14 protein-coding genes and 1 riboswitch are annotated in these 17,343 nt (G+C 43.4%); of the genes, 2 read left to right on the plus strand and 12 right to left on the minus strand.

Annotation, left to right across the window (positions count from 1 at the left end; all coding sequences use genetic code 11):
* Nucleotides 1-135: 135 nt before the first annotated feature.
* The 4 genes from AC1XUD_RS00790 to AC1XUD_RS00805 form a co-directional block, all read right to left on the minus strand.
* The gene (locus AC1XUD_RS00790) at nt 136-1,044 is read right to left on the minus strand and encodes a hypothetical protein (protein ID WP_483359028.1); all 909 of its coding nucleotides are present in this window, start codon (nt 1,042-1,044) and stop codon (nt 136-138) included.
* Complete coding sequence (purN, locus tag AC1XUD_RS00795; protein ID WP_483359029.1) at nt 1,041-1,625, minus strand: phosphoribosylglycinamide formyltransferase; 585 nt, start codon at nt 1,623-1,625, stop codon at nt 1,041-1,043. The genes AC1XUD_RS00790 and purN overlap by 4 nt, the downstream gene beginning before the upstream one ends.
* Before the next feature lie 276 nt (nt 1,626-1,901).
* Nucleotides 1,902-2,597: a TapB family protein gene (locus AC1XUD_RS00800; RefSeq protein WP_483359030.1), complete on the minus strand. Its 696-nt coding sequence runs from the start codon at nt 2,595-2,597 to the stop codon at nt 1,902-1,904.
* A gap of 180 nt (nt 2,598-2,777) precedes the next feature.
* Nucleotides 2,778-3,659: a geranylgeranylglycerol-phosphate geranylgeranyltransferase gene (locus AC1XUD_RS00805; RefSeq protein WP_483359031.1), complete on the minus strand. Its 882-nt coding sequence runs from the start codon at nt 3,657-3,659 to the stop codon at nt 2,778-2,780.
* Between the two features lie 185 nt (nt 3,660-3,844).
* Between AC1XUD_RS00805 and bshA the strand changes: the two genes are divergently transcribed.
* Both bshA and AC1XUD_RS00815 read left to right on the plus strand, forming a co-directional pair.
* Entirely contained in the window at nt 3,845-4,981 is a 1,137-nt protein-coding gene (gene bshA / locus AC1XUD_RS00810; protein ID WP_483359032.1) for an N-acetyl-alpha-D-glucosaminyl L-malate synthase BshA, read from the plus strand.
* A gap of 208 nt (nt 4,982-5,189) precedes the next feature.
* Nucleotides 5,190-5,432, plus strand: coding sequence for a DUF4834 domain-containing protein (locus AC1XUD_RS00815; protein WP_483359033.1), 243 nt, complete (start codon nt 5,190-5,192; stop codon nt 5,430-5,432).
* A gap of 109 nt (nt 5,433-5,541) precedes the next feature.
* Here AC1XUD_RS00815 and AC1XUD_RS00820 read toward each other — a convergent pair whose 3' ends face one another.
* From AC1XUD_RS00820 to AC1XUD_RS00855, 8 genes are all read right to left on the minus strand, one after another.
* A complete protein-coding gene (locus AC1XUD_RS00820) occupies nt 5,542-7,278 on the minus strand; it encodes an ATP-binding protein (protein WP_483359034.1) in 1,737 nt (578 codons plus the stop codon).
* 2 nt (nt 7,279-7,280) lie between these two features.
* Nucleotides 7,281-8,399, minus strand: a complete 1,119-nt coding sequence (locus AC1XUD_RS00825) for a sensor protein KdpD (RefSeq protein WP_483359035.1) — start codon at nt 8,397-8,399, stop codon at nt 7,281-7,283.
* A gap of 45 nt (nt 8,400-8,444) precedes the next feature.
* Nucleotides 8,445-9,524 carry a porin gene (locus AC1XUD_RS00830; protein WP_483359036.1) on the minus strand — a complete coding sequence of 360 codons (1,080 nt, stop codon included), beginning with the start codon at nt 9,522-9,524 and terminating at the stop codon, nt 8,445-8,447.
* Between the two features lie 54 nt (nt 9,525-9,578).
* Nucleotides 9,579-10,169: a K(+)-transporting ATPase subunit C gene (kdpC, locus tag AC1XUD_RS00835; RefSeq protein ID WP_483359037.1), complete on the minus strand. Its 591-nt coding sequence runs from the start codon at nt 10,167-10,169 to the stop codon at nt 9,579-9,581.
* Nucleotides 10,170-10,302: 133 nt separating this feature from the next.
* A complete protein-coding gene (kdpB, locus tag AC1XUD_RS00840; protein ID WP_483359038.1) occupies nt 10,303-12,342 on the minus strand; it encodes a potassium-transporting ATPase subunit KdpB in 2,040 nt (679 codons plus the stop codon).
* Nucleotides 12,343-12,453: 111 nt separating this feature from the next.
* Nucleotides 12,454-14,157 carry a potassium-transporting ATPase subunit KdpA gene (gene kdpA / locus AC1XUD_RS00845; RefSeq protein WP_483359039.1) on the minus strand — a complete coding sequence of 568 codons (1,704 nt, stop codon included), beginning with the start codon at nt 14,155-14,157 and terminating at the stop codon, nt 12,454-12,456.
* 373 nt (nt 14,158-14,530) lie between these two features.
* Complete coding sequence (locus AC1XUD_RS00850; RefSeq protein WP_483359040.1) at nt 14,531-15,877, minus strand: sigma-54-dependent transcriptional regulator; 1,347 nt, start codon at nt 15,875-15,877, stop codon at nt 14,531-14,533.
* A gap of 76 nt (nt 15,878-15,953) precedes the next feature.
* Nucleotides 15,954-17,207: a voltage-gated chloride channel family protein gene (locus AC1XUD_RS00855; RefSeq protein ID WP_483359041.1), complete on the minus strand. Its 1,254-nt coding sequence runs from the start codon at nt 17,205-17,207 to the stop codon at nt 15,954-15,956.
* 55 nt (nt 17,208-17,262) lie between these two features.
* Nucleotides 17,263-17,328: riboswitch (Fluoride riboswitch) on the minus strand.
* Between the last annotated feature and the right edge of the window lie 15 nt (nt 17,329-17,343).

Below are 17,343 nucleotides of genomic sequence, written 5' to 3' on the forward strand. Positions count from 1 at the left end.
AAGCTGACCGCAAAGGTACGCTTTTAGAAAATAACATTCATTTTCACGTCGTCATGCCAGTGTTTAAACTATTCGGAAGTTAAGAAAAGCTGGGACTTAACTAGTCTATATTACTTGATGGCTTAAAAAATATGCTTAAAATCCAAGCTCCTGATAAGAAATAAGTATCACAGCTACAATCGCCAAGAATAGCCCGAAGCGGTTGATGGTACTAATTTTTTCGTTAAAAATCAGATATGCGGCAAGTGAGGAGGCCAGCATCGTCAGTATATTGAAAATCGGAAAGACATAGGCTGCGCTGTTTCCAAAGGATGCCAAGGCCTTGAGTAAAAAATAAAGAGATAGGAAATTTGGTACTCCAAGTATGAGTCCCCCGATGACGCTTCTCATTTCCACCTTTTCATTTTTAGTTATCCTGCGGAAAATCAGAATTGTGGTACCGCTCAGAATCGCTCCGATACAGGCCACAATCATGAAGACCGTACTTTGATCCGGAGTGTAATACTTGGATGTAAGGTAGTTGATCAGGGTGTTATTTGAACCGCTGGCCAGGAATGTCAAAACTGGAAAAATCCACAAAGCACCAGATATCTTGCCCACTCCGGCTTCGATTTTTTTGTCTTTTTTCTGAATGGAACCCAAAGCCAGGGCTGCCAGCGCGAGGAAAAGCCCCAGGTAATTAAGAACTGTAAAATCTTTATTGTTATTCTGAAAAATGAAAAGCCCAAAAACGACCGGGATGACAAGCGACATATTTGCGGCGAGCGAGGACGCCGAAACACTTACTTTTTGAGCCGTCAAGCCGATCAGCAGGAAGGCGACAACGAATATTATTCCTAACGACAGCGTGAGAATGGATCCGGAGGATGTCCAATCTAATTTTATAAATGGTTGTAAATCAGGATATAAAGCCACACCTGTGGCGACGCATGCATAATAATTAAATACAATGCCGTGAAAAGAGTTGACGCCGTATTTCGGAAAAGAGGGTATGATGAGATATAACGCGACAGTAAACAATACAGCCAGCAGGAAGTAGATCATCGTTGCGCGATTGGAAGTTCGGATACAACTTTGTCAATAACTTCGGGATAGTGCTGATGTTCAAGAATTTGCACTTTATGGGCGATGTCTTCCGGCGTGTCGCTGACTTCTATGTCACAAGTAGCCTGGAATATCACGTTTCCCTCGTCATAATGTTCATTCACAAAATGGATAGTGATACCGGATTTAGAATCGCCATCAGAAAAAACCGCCTCATGGACAAAATGCCCATACATGCCTTTCCCTCCGTGTTTCGGAAGAAGGGCAGGGTGGATATTTACCATTCGGTTATTGAAATCAGTGACCAAAAATTCAGGAATTAGCATCATGAAACCGGCAAGAACGATAAAATCAATGTGCTGATTTTGAAGTAATTCTGCTATTTTTTTGGTTTCGTAAAAGCTCTTCCTATCAAAGACTACGACCGGAATTGCAAATTTTCTGGCACGCCTAATTACGCCCGCTTCCGGATTATTGGTCAGAATCAAAGAAATTTCGATATCCTTTCTGTCTTTGAAATATTCACAAATCTTTTCTGCGTTGGACCCCGATCCTGAGGCGAAAATGGCAATACGTTTCATGTAAAATTAATGAGTGACTTAGCGAATGATAGATTGGTGAATATTGCCTATGCTATTTCTTGAATTCGCTTATTCAGTTTTTGATTTTCTACTTTTAATCATTCAATAGGCATCGCAAAAATATACAAAGAAATCGTCATTCGATGGGAGGGGGGCTGTGAGCTATTAGCTATTAGCTTTTAGATGTTAGCTATTAGCTCTTAGTCGTTAGTTACTGGCTCTGAATATCAGTACGTTACCCCGATGTTGAGTTTTTGAGCGATAAATGCAAATCTCTTAGAATATTTTGGTTAGTTGGGTGGTGCCCATGAGTTTGCCTTTGCGGTAGGTTTCGGTTTTGATATCCCAGATCACGCCCGGGGCGCGATAGGATACGCTTTGCATTTCCATTTTCATTCCAAAACCCATCTTGGTCTCCATATTGATGTCCGAATTGATTTTGAAGGCATCAAATGTTCCGGCTGGAACTGTAATGTTTTCCTTCTTTTCCACTTTTCGATTTACAATATTCATCGTGAAAGTAATCGTCATCGGTCCGGAAACTCCTACGCCCTCCAATGCAGCGTCTTTTAATTGCTCACCTACAGTCATATTGTTCGGTAGCTCAATATCCTTCGACGTGAATTTCATCTGGGAATCCTTGAACGACTTCAGTTGTTCCTCGCTGATCAGTGAACGGGCGTCCATGATGAGGGTATTGCCGGTACACTTCATGGCATATGAATTTTTGGCCTCAGATTTACCTTTGGTATTGAACATCTCAAACGCAATGGTGAAAACAGTACTTTCGGATTCTGACTTAACATCAGTTATTTTGTATGTCATAGAACCGGTTAACTTCCCTTTCCCGTCGAAACTGTTCATTTCAAATCCGCTTCCGGCCTTAAGCGTCAGGCCGGCGCAATCCTGCCCAAATGATATGGCGGCAGCAAAAAGAACAATGATAAATGTGCTTAGTAAATTCTTTAACATAGTCGTGAGCTATTAAAGTGAATGGAAAGTTTAAATATAATTCTTTACGGGTGGGAATAAGCGAATCTGCTAGTCAACTTAGTAAATGGTTTGCAGGCTTACGTCGGTCGGCTATCAAACCAAATACTAGTCGGGTAGCTGCCTATTGCTGATACCCGACCGCCGACAGCAAAATTTATATCAGGCAGCGAGCATAGTAAGGAGCCCTAGCAGCATGATGATTTTACTGATACTGCTGACATTCTTGAATTCCCTTTTGGTGTCTGCAAGTGATAATCTGTAACTAAGCCAAAGGATTGGAATGAGCAGAAGCACAAAAAGAATCAGCAACAGGCGGTTGTCCAACGCACTTGCAAGGATAAACAATACTGCGATAAACGTGCAAATGACGAAATAAAGAAAGTTTTTGGTGCGTCGAACTCCCCAGATAATAGGCAGGGTGCGGCAGCCATGGGCTTCGTCGCCGCGGATGTCTTCCATATCTTTCACAATTTCGCGTATTAGCGAAATAAAGAATGAGAAGATGGCATATATAATTACCAAATGCCGATTGGCAGGGTAATGTACCGAGAGAATAAACAGCGATAACGCGGTCAGAACCGACACAATGAAATTGCCAATAAATGGTAGTCTTTTAAATCGTTCGGAATAAAACCATAGCAGCGTAATCGAAAAAACATTAATAAGGAATATATAGGGGCTGATCAATAAACCCAGCAATGCTCCAACCACATTAAAAACCTGATGCGCACCCATTGCCCACCGGCGTTTCAGATATCGGCCAACCACCACCTTCTCCGGCTTGTTGACAATATCGATTTTAATATCAAAATAGTCGTTAATGATATACCCTGCGGCGGCAATAAAGACGGTGGAAAGTGAAAGAAAAAACATATCCGGATCGGCAATGATCTTCTTCCACTCGTGGCGTGGGCCAATCAGTAAAATTCGCGTAAGATATTGAGTGATCGCCACAATAACGAGGTTCGTTATCCGTACGAGGCGTACGCTTCCGGCTACAAAATCCCATATAGTTAATTTTGATCGCGCAGACACATTCATTCAGGTTGTGGGGCTAATAGTCTCAGGTTTGAACATTAAAGTTATTTAACTTTCACTTATAAATCGAATTTTGTTAAGTTTCTCTCGCTTTTGGGATTTAAAAACACGGATTTGTGTTATCCTTCGACAGCGTTTGGCCATGAGCCAAAACCCTAATTAAATATCAGTCAACCACAACTTAGTTTATGAAAATAGGAATTGTATGCTATCCAACCTTCGGAGGAAGCGGCGTGGTAGCTACCGAACTTGGTAAGGCGTTGGCAATGGCCGGTCACCAGGTTCATTTTATTACTTATTCTCAACCTCAACGGCTTGATTTTTTTAACGAAAACCTATACTACCACGAAGTAAATATTCCGGTATATCCGCTCTTTCAACATCCGCCATATGAGTCCGCGCTATCCAGCGAAATGGTTCATGTAGTAAGCAATGCCGGTCTTGATTTGTTGCATGTGCATTATGCAATTCCTCATGCTTCGTCGGCATATTTGGCGAAACAAATTCTCGCCGCGAACGGAATCCATATCCCGGTTATTACCACGCTTCACGGGACCGACATTACATTGGTTGGAAAAGACTCTTCATATGAGCCTGTTGTAACATTCAGTATCAATCAGTCAGATGGCGTCACGACCGTTTCTGAATCTTTGAAAAAAGATACATATGAGCACTTCAAGGTTACTAAGGATATCGAAGTGATCCCCAATTTTATCGACCTGAGCAGATTCAATCGTCAGAAAAAGGACCACTTCAAGTTGGCTATTTGTCCGAACGATGAGAAACTGATTGTTCATACTTCCAATTTCAGGAAGGTGAAAAGGATTGATGATGTCATCATGATTTTTGAAAAGCTCCGTAAGCTGTTACCTAGTAAATTGCTGCTGGTAGGCGATGGCCCGGAACGTGCAAGAATCGAAAGACTATGCCGCGATCTTGATCTGAACGCAGATGTGCGCTTCCTGGGGAAACTGGATGCGATTGAAGAGGTATTGTCAGTGGCAGATTTGTTCCTGATGCCTTCTGAATCAGAAAGTTTTGGACTGGCAGCTTTGGAAGCCCTGGCATGCGAAGTGCCAATTATTACCACCAACGTAGGCGGTCTCCCCGAATTAAATGTTCACGGATATTGCGGTTTTATGAGCAACGTTGGTGATGTGGATGATATGGTTAAGAACGCAGCTATATTGCTGGATGATAATAATTTACCTCAATTCAAAATCAATGCATTGGCCCGTGCCAAGGAGTTTGACGTGGTGAAAATATTGCCAATGTATGAAGCTTTCTACGAAAAAGTTCTGGAAAACTCCAAGGCACTGGTTTAGTCAGGAAGCCGTTAGTTGAGTGGGTCAGGTATTGTCAGGGAAAGGTCATGTTGTTGTTCCTTGTCAAATCAGAAAACGTGGAGAATGCCTTTTGTCATTGATTGAAGCCGTTTCAAAGGATTATCATTCGTCCTTAAGGTTTTGTTTCGGTAATTATGCTAGAAGTACTAAATTTACGTTATTGATAACGATAATAAACTCGTGAAACATGAAGCTTGTATTTAATATTCTTCTCATATTTTTCCTACTCATTACCTTTGTTCCCGTTTTCAGACGTTTTGTTTTCCACTTGCTAGTGGGTCGTCAGTTGGTAAAAGAGCAAAAAAGACAATATAGAGCAGCGGAAAGCAAATCGCGATCTGAAGGAGTAAAAGTAGACGTCGTTCCGCCCGATGTAAATCAATCACGTTTCAGAGGTGGCGAATATGTAGATTATGAAGAGGTGAAATAATTAACCTCAGGATTGATAAAATAGAAAGGCCCGGATATGTCCGGGCTTTTCTATTTACTGGCAGTCCGTCCAAACATGGGGAAAAACCAATTGAAGGTTGTCGAAATCTTTATGACTGAACCTTCGATTTGACGAAAGTTGCCGTAAAAGTACTTCCCGCCCCCAGTTCGCTTTGGAGTGTTAACGTTCCGCCCTGTGCTTCTATGAATTCCTTACTGATGGCAAGACCCAAACCCGTTCCTTCACGGGAAGTGCCCGGGATTCGGAAATACCGGTCAAATACTTTTTGCTGATATTCCGGTGAAATCCCGGAACCAGTATCTTTAATTGATACTTTCACAACATCAGTATCTTCTTGCACGTGAACATATATATGCGAGTGGTCATAAGAATACCGGATCGCGTTGGATATCAGATTGGTAATTGCCCATGTACTTTTGTCAGGATCGGCCATCACTCGCAGGGTATCCGGAAGTGTGTCCAGTTTAAAGGTTATTTTCTTTGCTTCGGCAGCGATCTCGTTTGCTTTTACAGCATAGGAAATAATTTCTGATAAAGGGGAATTGTCGATATTTAATTGGATATGACCGCTTTCAACCTGGGTAATATTCAAAAGGGCGCCAGTAATTTTCAGAATCCGGTTTGCATCATCCTTTATACTTTCCAGCAATCCGGACTGATCGCTGTTGAGGCTGCCTATCTTGTCATTTTTCAATAAATCCAAACTCATTTTGATGGAAGCTACGGGTGTCTTCAGCTCATGGGATACGGATGCAATGAAATTGGTTTTGGCAAAATCCAGTTCTTTATATGGCGTGATATTGCGTAAAACAATAACATCTCCAATGGATCTGCTTGTCGTTTCTCCCGGCGGGACGATTGAAATGTTTAGATTGTTTTTCTCGAAGTAACTTTCTTTCCCGTCCGAATATATCTGAATGGGTGTTTTGTCGGCCGCCTTTTCATCCAAAACATTTTCCATAAATAGCAACCGCAACAAGTCGCTTCGCAAAGCCACTTCATATGCATTTTTGCCAATAAGTTGATTGGGAGAGAGCGCTGTTATTTTCAGGAATTGCTCATTTGCGAAAATGACTTTTTTATGTTCGTCCAGCCCGATAACCGGATCCTGCATATTGTTAATAAGGGTATCAATACGCTTCTTTTCGGTCATCAATTTGGAAAGACTACTGCTGTTGTATTCCTGCAGTTTTTCGGCCATGGTATTAAAAGAGGTGGCGAGCTGCCCGAATTCGTCTTTTCTGTCCAAATGAAGTCGTTCCGTATAGTTGCCGGATGCGATTTCTTGGATACTTTCGGTCAATCTGGAAATGGGATTTGCAATATGACCGGGCAGATTGACGAACAATGTAAACGCGATCAAAAAGCATATCGTACCTGTCAGCACAATCCATTTTACGGTACTTTCTGCTGTCGCCTCAGCTTTCAATCCCTTGGCGCGAATCGCGCTCATATTCAGGTTCTCCAGGTCGTACAATCTGTTTCTGATATTCTGAATCGTTTCGGGACGTCGGTCTCCCTTCTGAAAACGGATAAAAGTGTCACGGAGTTGGTACGTTAGCTGCTTTTCCCCGAACTCGGTCATATTGTTTAGCTGGTGTTTGAGGTTCACCAAAAAGTCTTTGGCTGCCGAAGAATCAGCAGGCATACGGTCCAGATCTTCCAGCATGGCCTGCGTAAATTCAACGGAATTATAGTTGTTGATCAGGACGTTTCGGGAGTCTGCCGCCAATATATTGACTTGCCTCGCAGCGATCACTGCGAGCGTGGTGACGATGGCGAAGAGCAACCCGGTTCCGAGCCTGAGTTTATGTTTAATCTGCATAGTTAAGACAGGATGACCAGGTCGATATCAGATGATGATAATTTTTTTAAAAGATCGTTAAAAACATTAGTTGCCAAAATTATCTCAAAAAGATTAAGATGCGGTTTTCCAACACAAATGGTTGTGATTTTATGCTGTTCAGCTACTTCGATGATGGCCTTTGCTACGCTACTGCTTTCTACTTTAATAACATTTCCGCCAAGTTCGGTGGCCAGTTTGAAATTGTTAATCAGATGCCGCTGGTTTGCAAGTCCGATTCTGTCACCCGATTCTTTTGGGGTTTGAACATAAAGCAAGAACCACACGCTGTGATAGTAATTGGCTAGCCGGGCTACTTTCCTGATCACCGTTTTGGCCGTTTTTTCATTGCTGCTGATACATGCCAGAAACCGTTCGTGCTTCAACGACAAAGTACCCTGAACTTCGTTGATTACCTTTCGCTCGACCTGTGAAGCTACTTCTTTTAAAGCTAACTCCCTCAATTGAAGTATATTATCTGCTTTGAAAAAATTTTGAAGCGCTGTATCAATTTTGTCTGCCTTATATATCTTACCCTCTTTCAATCGGGTAATGAGCTCGTCGGCGGTCAGGTCGATATTGACCACTTCGTCGGCGAGGCTCAGTACTTTGTCCGGAATTCTTTCTGCTACTTCAATTCCCGTTATCTCCCGGATATCCTTATTCATACTCTCGATATGCTGAATATTAACAGCCGAAATGACGTTGATCCCAGCCTCCAGCACATCCATCACATCCTGCCAGCGTTTATTGTTTTTGCTGCCTTCTATATTGGTGTGAGCAAGCTCGTCAATAATTACAACCTCCGGGCGCAGGTTTATGATGGCCTGAATATCAAGCTCTTCCACATGTTTTCCTTTGTAAAATACCACCTTGCGGGGGATGATGGGGAGTCCTTCCAGCAGCTCGTGTGTTTCCTCCCGATGGTGAGTTTCTATAAAACCAATTTTCACGTCAATTCCATTTCTGATCAGCGTATGTGCTTCCTGGAGCATCCGGTAAGTTTTGCCTACACCGGCACTCATGCCTATGTAAATTTTAAACTTGCCTTTCCGCGATTTCCGGATCAGGTTCAGAAAGTGTTTTGGGCTTTGGTCATCCATGGAAGTTCTGGTTGGGGCTGACTGAATATATTGGGAGTGAGTGAATTAGAACGAAGCTGAAAGGGAGGTGGTGAGCGCAGTATTAATCTTTTTGGGGTTTTCCGATTGACTGAATATCGCGTCCTTGCTTTGCAGATTACGGAATTCGGTTCGCCATAATATTGCGTTCGTTATTTTGTAATCAACATTCGCCGACCAGCCAAAACACTGAAATCCGTTCGCAGAATTGGCTTTGACGATCACCTGGTTTTTATCGCTATAATACTCGATGCGACCGGTTGCACTCCATCGTTCCGTGAGCCTGGTTTTGACAATCACAACCGGACTGTACCACGTGTTATAGTTCGATGAGCCTTTCGATTTTTGCTCATTACCGATATCAAATCCTGCGGTGATGCCCAATTTGTCGGTAACATCGTAAATGGCATAGAAGTTATGGAAAAAACGCCATTGTCGAAGGCTATCTGGTCTGTCACTTCCGATGAAATTGCTATAATTCAGAGTTAAACGGCTGGTAGGTTTGAACGTAGTCTGGATTCCAAAAGCAGGGGTCGTGTTGCCATCCAGCCGTTGAATTCGCTGCCAACCATTTAAATACATACCGGCGAGGTACCACTTTTCATTTTTCGTAGTATAACTCATCCGAACACCAGCCTCGAAGTACGGAGAGTTTTCGGCCAAAATGCTGCGGGTTAACGTCCAGTTGTCTTTTCCAATGGCACTCTCAAAACCGATATGGCTTGGCAAAATCCCGGCATCAATCCACAGATTTTGGCGTGATGACAATCTGAATCCGATATTCGCTTCATATATATTTTTCAAAACCCCAGGTTCAGAAGAATAGTTGGCGTTCATATAGGTTCCCGTTGCTAGGGCGATGTTTGCCCTCATTTTTTCAGTATTATAAGCAGCTTTCAGAAAGCCAAGATTGACATTGACTTCTTTGTTTCGATTATAGTTGTATATAAAATCCGGGCGGATATTGCTTGCAGGTTTTGAGAAATCATTTGTAAAGTAGGTTTCAATATATCCAGTCAGTTTTAGTGGGCTGGACTTAGCGGAGTCTTCCTGTGCAAATGATACGCCAGACAAAAGCGTCAGTGCGATTAATGGGTAATTTTTCATTTTATTTAAAGATATACGGCTCTTTTACAAGTAGTTATTGGAATATTAGTTCGTCTATTCTGCGGCAACGGAGGAACCGGATAGTTGATCAAGTGCAATATTGAGCTTTAAGACATTGACAGATTCAGGTCCGAATATTCCAAAAAGGGGCGACTTTGTATGGCTTTCAACCAGCTTAAGAAGTACTTCAGGCTTCAATCCCCTTTTGCTTGCGATCCGGTCGATTTGCACCAGCGCACCCTTTGGCGAGATATCAGGATCCAATCCGCTGCCACTTGCTGTGACTAATTCAACAGGTATATCCGATGTTTTGACTGTTGGGTTTTTGGCCCTGAAATCACCGATCCGGTCTTGAACGACTTTTAGATATTCCTCATTGGAAGGCCCTTTGTTGCTTCCGCCACTTCCACCGGCATTGTAGTTGACGGCAGATGGTCGTGAGTTGAAATAGGCATCGCTGGTGAAACTCTGCCCAACATTTGCATAATATTTTGAAGCGTTTTTAGCTTTTGCCTGAATCAAATCGCCTTTTCCGCCTCCCGGAACAAGCTGCGCAATAACCCATATGGTAATTGTATAAAGTCCTGAAAAGCCAATGACGAGAACGAGCGTCAGTTTGATGGCCTTGGTGATATGCTCTTTCATTTTTTATTTAATTTGAAATTGGGGTAATTGTCTGGTCACTAGAGCACAAAGGCTTGAAAAGAAGGTTTGATATAGATTCTTTGTCGCTTGATGTCTTCGTGGCAAAACATATTTGAGTTATAGTACTTAAAATTTAAAACCATATGCTGACCAGCATATCAATACCTTTGATACCGATAAATGGTACGACAATGCCTCCCAGTCCATATATGAACAGGTTTCTGCGAAGCAACGCACTCGCTCCGATTGGTTTGTAAGCCACTCCTTTCAGCGCCAATGGGATCAATATCAAAATGATAAATGCGTTGAATATCACAGCTGATAGAATTGCACTTTCCGGTGAATGGAGATTCATGATATTGAGTGCTTTCAGTGCTGGCAATGAGGATATGAAAAGAGCTGGAACAATCGCGAAATATTTGGCCACGTCGTTGGCGATACTGAAAGTGGTGAGCGTTCCTCTGGTCATCAGTAATTGTTTCCCGATTTCGACGATTTCGATAAGTTTGGTCGGGTCGTTATCCAGGTCGACCATATTTCCGGCTTCTTTGGCAGCCTGAGTTCCACTATTCATAGCCACGCCCACATCGGCCTGAGCGAGGGCTGGCGCGTCGTTGGTACCATCACCCATCATTGCTACAAGTTTCCCGCTTTGTTGCTCGGCTTTGATATAATTCATCTTGTCTTCCGGACGTGCTTCGGCAATGAAATCGTCTACACCTGCTTTTTCTGCTATAAACTTGGCAGTCAATGGATTATCACCAGTTACCATCACTGTTTTAACACCCATCTTTCTCAGTCTTTCAAAACGTTCATGAATTCCCGGTTTGATAATATCCTGTAACTCAATCACCCCGATCACTTTCTCGTTTTCGGACACCACGAGTGGAGTACCACCATTACCAGAGATTTCTTTCACTTTTTGATCAATATCCAGTGGAAAAGGATTTCCTGCTTTGATCACCAGACTTTTGATCGAATCCGTTGCGCCTTTACGGATCCGCGTTTTTTCGAAGTCAATTCCGGATGATCGCGTTTCGGCGGTAAACTGAATAAAAGTTGGGTTGAAAACGTGAAGGTCATCTGGCTGAAGTGAGGCCAGTTCCAATATCGATTTTCCTTCCGGCGTTTCGTCGGCCAGTGAACTTAAAGCCGCAGCTTTCTTAAACTCATATCCGCTGATGCCGCCTGTTGGCCAGAAGTGCGTTGCTTTTCTGTTCCCAATAGTAATTGTACCCGTTTTGTCCAGTAAAAGCACGTCAATGTCTCCAGCCGTCTCGACTGCTTTTCCACTTTTCGTGATCACATTTGCACGAAGCGCGCGATCCATACCGGCGATACCGATTGCCGAAAGCAGGCCGCCGATGGTAGTCGGGATCAGACAAACAAACAGTGAAATCAGAGCGGATATAGTCAGCGTGGTATTCGCAAAATCAGCGAAGGGTTTTAGTGTAACACAGACAATGATAAAAACCAGCGTGAAACCAGCAAGAAGAATCGTCAAAGCTATTTCGTTGGGTGTTTTTTGTCTGCTTGCACCTTCTACGAGTGCTATCATTTTGTCCAGAAAGCTCTCGCCAGGTTCGGTCGTTACCTTTACTTTGATCTTGTCGGATAATACTTTCGTACCACCCGTGACACTACTTTTATCGCCTCCCGCTTCCCGGATGACGGGAGCGGATTCACCCGTAATTGCGCTTTCGTCGATTGTGGCTAGCCCTTCTATGATCTCTCCATCGGTGGGTATGATATCCCCGGCTTCACAAAGGAACATATTGCCTTTCCGCAACACGGAAGAAGGGACAATCTCAATTTCATTGACATATAGATCGCCCATCACCTTGATCATCTTGGCTGGCGTTTCTCCACGTGTTTTACGAAGACTGTTTGCCTGCGCCTTTCCACGTGCTTCCGCGATTGCTTCTGCGAAGTTTGCAAACAATAACGTAAGCAAAAGAATGACAAAAATGATGACGTTGTAAACCAGACTACCCTGCGATCTTTCTCCGGCGATGATCCAGATATTAACGATCAACATCACGACAGTACCTATCCAAACGGTAAACATCACAGGATTGCGAAAGGCAAGAGTTGGATTGAGTTTGACAAAGGATTGAACGAGGGCCTCCCGTATCAAGTCGCTTTGTATTAAAGAGTTATTTTGAGTTTTCATTGTTTTGTATCAAGTAAAATGAAGTAACCACGAAGACGCAAAGGGCACGAAGTGGGTTGTTCAATATTTTATTCTAAGTTTCTGAGTGACTTTGTGGCTTAAAAAATGCAGTTAATGACCGGTCGTGATATTCAGATTGAAATACTCTGCGATAGGGCCAAGCGCGAGCGCCGGAAAAAATGAAAGCGCAGTGATGATGATAATGACCGCAAAAACCATGATCCCGAAAGTCCCAGAATCGGTGGCAAGTGTGCCTGCACTTGCCGGAACCTGTTTTTTGGAAGCCAGTATGCCAGCAATAGCCACAGGGCCAATGATTGGTAAAAACCTCGAAAGGAGCAGTACAAAACCACAGCTGATATTCCACCAGGGCGTATTGTCCGCGAGCCCTTCAAACCCGCTTCCGTTGTTGGCAGATGAAGAAGTGTATTCATAAAGCATCTCGCTGAATCCATGAAAACCCGGATTATTGAGGCTGTTGGCCGTGTATTCGGGAAGCATTATGCCGAGCGCAGTCGATGCAAGAATTAAGAACGGATGAAGAAGGGCAACGATCATTGCGATTTTCATTTCCCGGGCCTCGATTTTTTTGCCCAGAAATTCGGGGGTTCTTCCCACCATCAATCCACTGATAAAAACGGCAAGAATGATATAAATATAAAAGTTTAATATCCCCGCGCCGACACCTCCGTAAAAGGCGTTGACCATCATCGACAACATTTGTGTCAAACCCGAAAGCGGCATGAAACTGTCATGCATCGAATTGACAGAGCCTGTCGAAATCACGGTGGTAGCGATACTCCAGAAAGCAGACGAAGTGGCACCAAACCGAACTTCCTTGCCTTCCATCGCTCCCGAAGCCATATCGATACCCAATTTGGCAAGGGCGGGATTCCCTTTTGTTTCCTCGATAACTGTCGGAATAACAAGTAGCAGAAACCCGACTGTCATGACGCCGAAAATCATCCCCGCCAGTTTTTTTCTGTTTAAATAATAACCCAGCGCCAACACCATCGCAAAAGATATGATCAGTTGCGCCATTAGTTCAATGAGATTGGTTAAGTAGTTTGGATTTTCAAGTGGGTGCGCAGAGTTTGTTCCGTAGAAGCCCCCACCATTGGTGCCGACATGTTTGATGGCCACAAACGCAGCCACTGGTCCGGTGGAGACCTGGACCGTGTCGCCTTGCATACTAATCATTAGCTGTTTTCCTTCGAAGGTCATTGGAGTTCCATTGAATAGCAGGAACACTGCAACGGCAATCGAGATCGGCAACAATATCCTCGTGCAGGATTTCAGAAAGTATTCGTAAAAGTTTCCAAGTTCCTGATGCGTTCCCTCTTTCATCGCCCGAAGGATTACTGCCGCAGCAGCCATACCTGTACCAGCACTCACAAATTGCAGAAACATCAGGAACAATTGTCCTAGGTAACTCAATCCCGTTTCGCCGGAATAGTGCTGCAAATTACAGTTCACGACAAACGATATGGCAGTGTTAAAGGCCAGATCGGGAGTCATATTAGGGTTGCCGTCCGGGTTTAGTGGTAGCCAGTTTTGGTTCATCAGGACCACCATCGCGAGCAAAAACCATACAAAATTGATGGTAACGAGTGCAGCCATATGCTGCTTCCAGTTCATCCCTGTTTTGTATTTGATACCACATATTTTGTAGATCAGATTTTCGATATGCGACATGAATGGGTCCAGTATGGTTTTTTCACCCTGGTAGACTTTCGCAATATATTTGGCGAGGGGGATAGACAACGCGATGGTTGCCAGAAAGACGAAGATTATACCTAATAATTCAGTATTCATAACAAGTGAGATTTAAAACTTTTCCGGCTTCAGAAGGACGTAGACGGTATAAAAAAAGACAAAAACGGAAACGAGGAATAGAGCTAACATGGCGGTCAGATTTTTTCGAAGTATGGAATCGATTTAAAAAAGAGAAGAAAACAGAGGGCTCCGGAGAGTACCAATATGATCGTTGTCATTGTTTGATGGTGTTTTTGATGGTTAATGGAACTAACCAAAGTAAAGCCCGTGCCATGAATGGAGGGTATATGTTATATGTTAGATAATCAGATAGTTAGATGTATTTATAAGGCGGCTGGAAACCAAAAAGCCTATCATAATGATAGGCTCCTTATCGTTTTGATAATAATTGAAATTGGGCTGAGCTCCCAGGCTAAGGATTGATCTTGTATTCGTCCAGTTTGCGGTAAAGTGTTGCAATACCAATTTCTAAAAGCCGGGCGGCTTCGGCTTTGTTTCCTGAGGTGTAATTTAGTACTTTTTGAATATGCAATTTTTCAATACTGTTAAGCGCAAACGCCGAAACTGTTGTGGGCTTATGGTCAGCTGAATGGGCTATTTCATAAGGTAATGTATCAATGTTGAGACTATCGCCATCTGCTAAAATGATACTTCTTTCGAGCACGTTTTTGAGTTCACGGATATTCCCTGACCAATCGTATTTTTCCAGAATATCGAGATACGCCTTCGAAGCTGTTTTTACTTTTTTACCAATCTTAAGAGCAAGTCTTGGAATGAAGTCGTTGATTAGCAATGGTATATCTTCCCTTCTTTCGCGCAATGGCGGAAGGTGAATGGTAAAAGTTGAAAGTCTGTAAAACAAATCGCTTCGGAAAGCCCCGGCGCGAATCTCGTCTTCCAGACTGCGGTTGGTGGCGGCTATGATTCGAACGCTCACTTTGGTAATCTTGCTTTCGCCAATTTTGATGAATTCGCCGGATTCCAGCACACGCAGCAATTTTGCCTGTAAATCAAAAGCCATTTCCCCAATTTCATCTAGAAATAAAGTCCCGTTATGAGCCTCTTCGAACAAACCTTTTTTGTCTTTGATTGCGCCTGTGAAAGCGCCGCTCTTATGTCCAAAGAGCTCGCTTTCAAGCAATTCTTTTGAGAAGGCTGAGCAATTAATGGCTAGAAAAGACTTTTTACTTCGCTTGCTGGCCAAGTGAATGGCCTGAGCAAAAACCTCTTTCCCTGTTCCGGTTTCGCCTAAAAGTAGCACGTTAGTGTCCGTTGGAGCCACTTTTTCCGCGAGCGTCAGCGTTTCACGAAATATTGTCGACTTTCCGATAATATTCTCAAAGGCAAACTTATTTTCCAGCTGATTTTCGAGAAGGGAAACTCTCTGGTTGAGATCTACTTTTTCTATTGCCTTATAAATGAGTGGGATAATTTTATTATTATCATCACCCTTTGTGATATAGTCGAAAGCTCCGTTTTTGATCGCCTGCACCCCGTCGGATATATTGCCGAATGCCGTAAAAAGTATTATTTCCGATTTAGGAGATTTCTTTTTTAAAACTTCAATCGTATCAACTCCGTTTCCGTCAGGAAGTTTGACATCGCATATCACTACGTCAATATTGCGTAGCTCCAGCATTTCGAGACCGGCTTTGATACTCCCTGCCTCACAAACCTCAAACCCTTCCAGATGAATAATTCTGGCCAGCAGTTTTCTCAGTTTTTCTTCATCATCAATGACTAGTATTTTTCGCTGCATGGCTTGGATATTCAACTATTTGCTTGGCAAAAGTATACAGGTTTTCCTCACATTTTGCCAAATAAAAATGGATAGGTTAAATCAGATCCCTCAGGCGCTTCCCCGTCTGTCTTATCTTTCCGGGTAATTTGGCCTGGCCTATAACCTGAGATTGATATATCCCCCGATGTCCGGAAACGAGATAGGATACGACGCACGCAACTGCCACAAAAACCCCGCATTCTGCGCCGAAAAGCTCTACCGCCATAACAGTACAAGCCAAAGGCGTATTGGCGGCGCCGGCAAATACTGCCACAAAGCCCATACCGGCCAGCAGCGACACGGGAAAAGGAATGAAGACCGATAAAGCATTCCCCAAAGTGGCTCCAATGAAAAACAAAGGTGTAACTTCTCCGCCTTTGAACGAAGCCCCCAAAGTGATAGCTGTGAGCATAATTTTTATGGCAAAGTCGTACGGTGGGAGTTGCGTAGAGAAGGACTCGACAATGACTGGTATGCCCAATCCGATATATTTCGTCGTTCCTAAAAGCCACACACAAATTGCTACCACTACACCACCCAAAAGAGGCCGAAGAGGAGGGTAGCTGATCTTACTTTTGAAGAATGTACCAATTTTGTGGGTGGATTCGCTGAAAACGAGTGCGCATATTCCAAACACGATTCCAGCCAAAACCGACCAAAGAATGGTGCCGCCCGAATAATCAGGTATAGAGGTAATATGATAATGTGTATGGCCGACGTTCCATGCGCGTGTTGTGATATCGGCAAATATGGACGAAGCAAACGCCGGGAAAAGTGAGTTGTAACTCATTCGGCCGATCAAAAATACTTCGAGGCCAAAAACCGCACCGGCCAGTGGCGTACCAAAAACAGACCCAAACCCAGCTGCAATTCCTGAAATCAATATTAATTGCCGGTCGCGGGGGTGTAGTTTTAATATTCTGGTCAGCTGATCTGATATGGACCCGCCCATTTGCAGGGCTGTTCCTTCACGCCCAGCTGATCCACCAAAAAAATGAGTAGCTATGGTACCAATTAATACCAAAGGGGCCATTTTCAACGGAATAATCCCGCCCGGTTTATGTATATTCTCGAGAAGGAGGTTATTTCCGGCTTCGACTTCTTTTCCCCAATAATGATACAGTAAGCCCACTGCAAATCCTCCGACCGGAAGAAGTGCGATAATCCATTTATGATTTTCCCGCCAATTAGTTACCCAGTCCAAGGAGACCAGAAAGAATGCGGATGCGGAACCAACGAGTACACCAATAACTGCCGAGAGAGCCAGCCATTTCATGAGATATCCGGCAATTGGGAGTTTGCGAAACACTTGGTTTGATTTTGGGACGAACATAAAACACCTATTTAAGGCAACAAAAATATGAACCTAAATAGGCGCCATCATCCCCGGGGGGCGGTTTCAGAAGGAAGACACCATTTCCTTTTATGTGCCAAATGTAAGAAAT

The sequence above is a fragment of the Dyadobacter sp. HNCC25DJ184 genome (genome assembly GCF_056895215.1).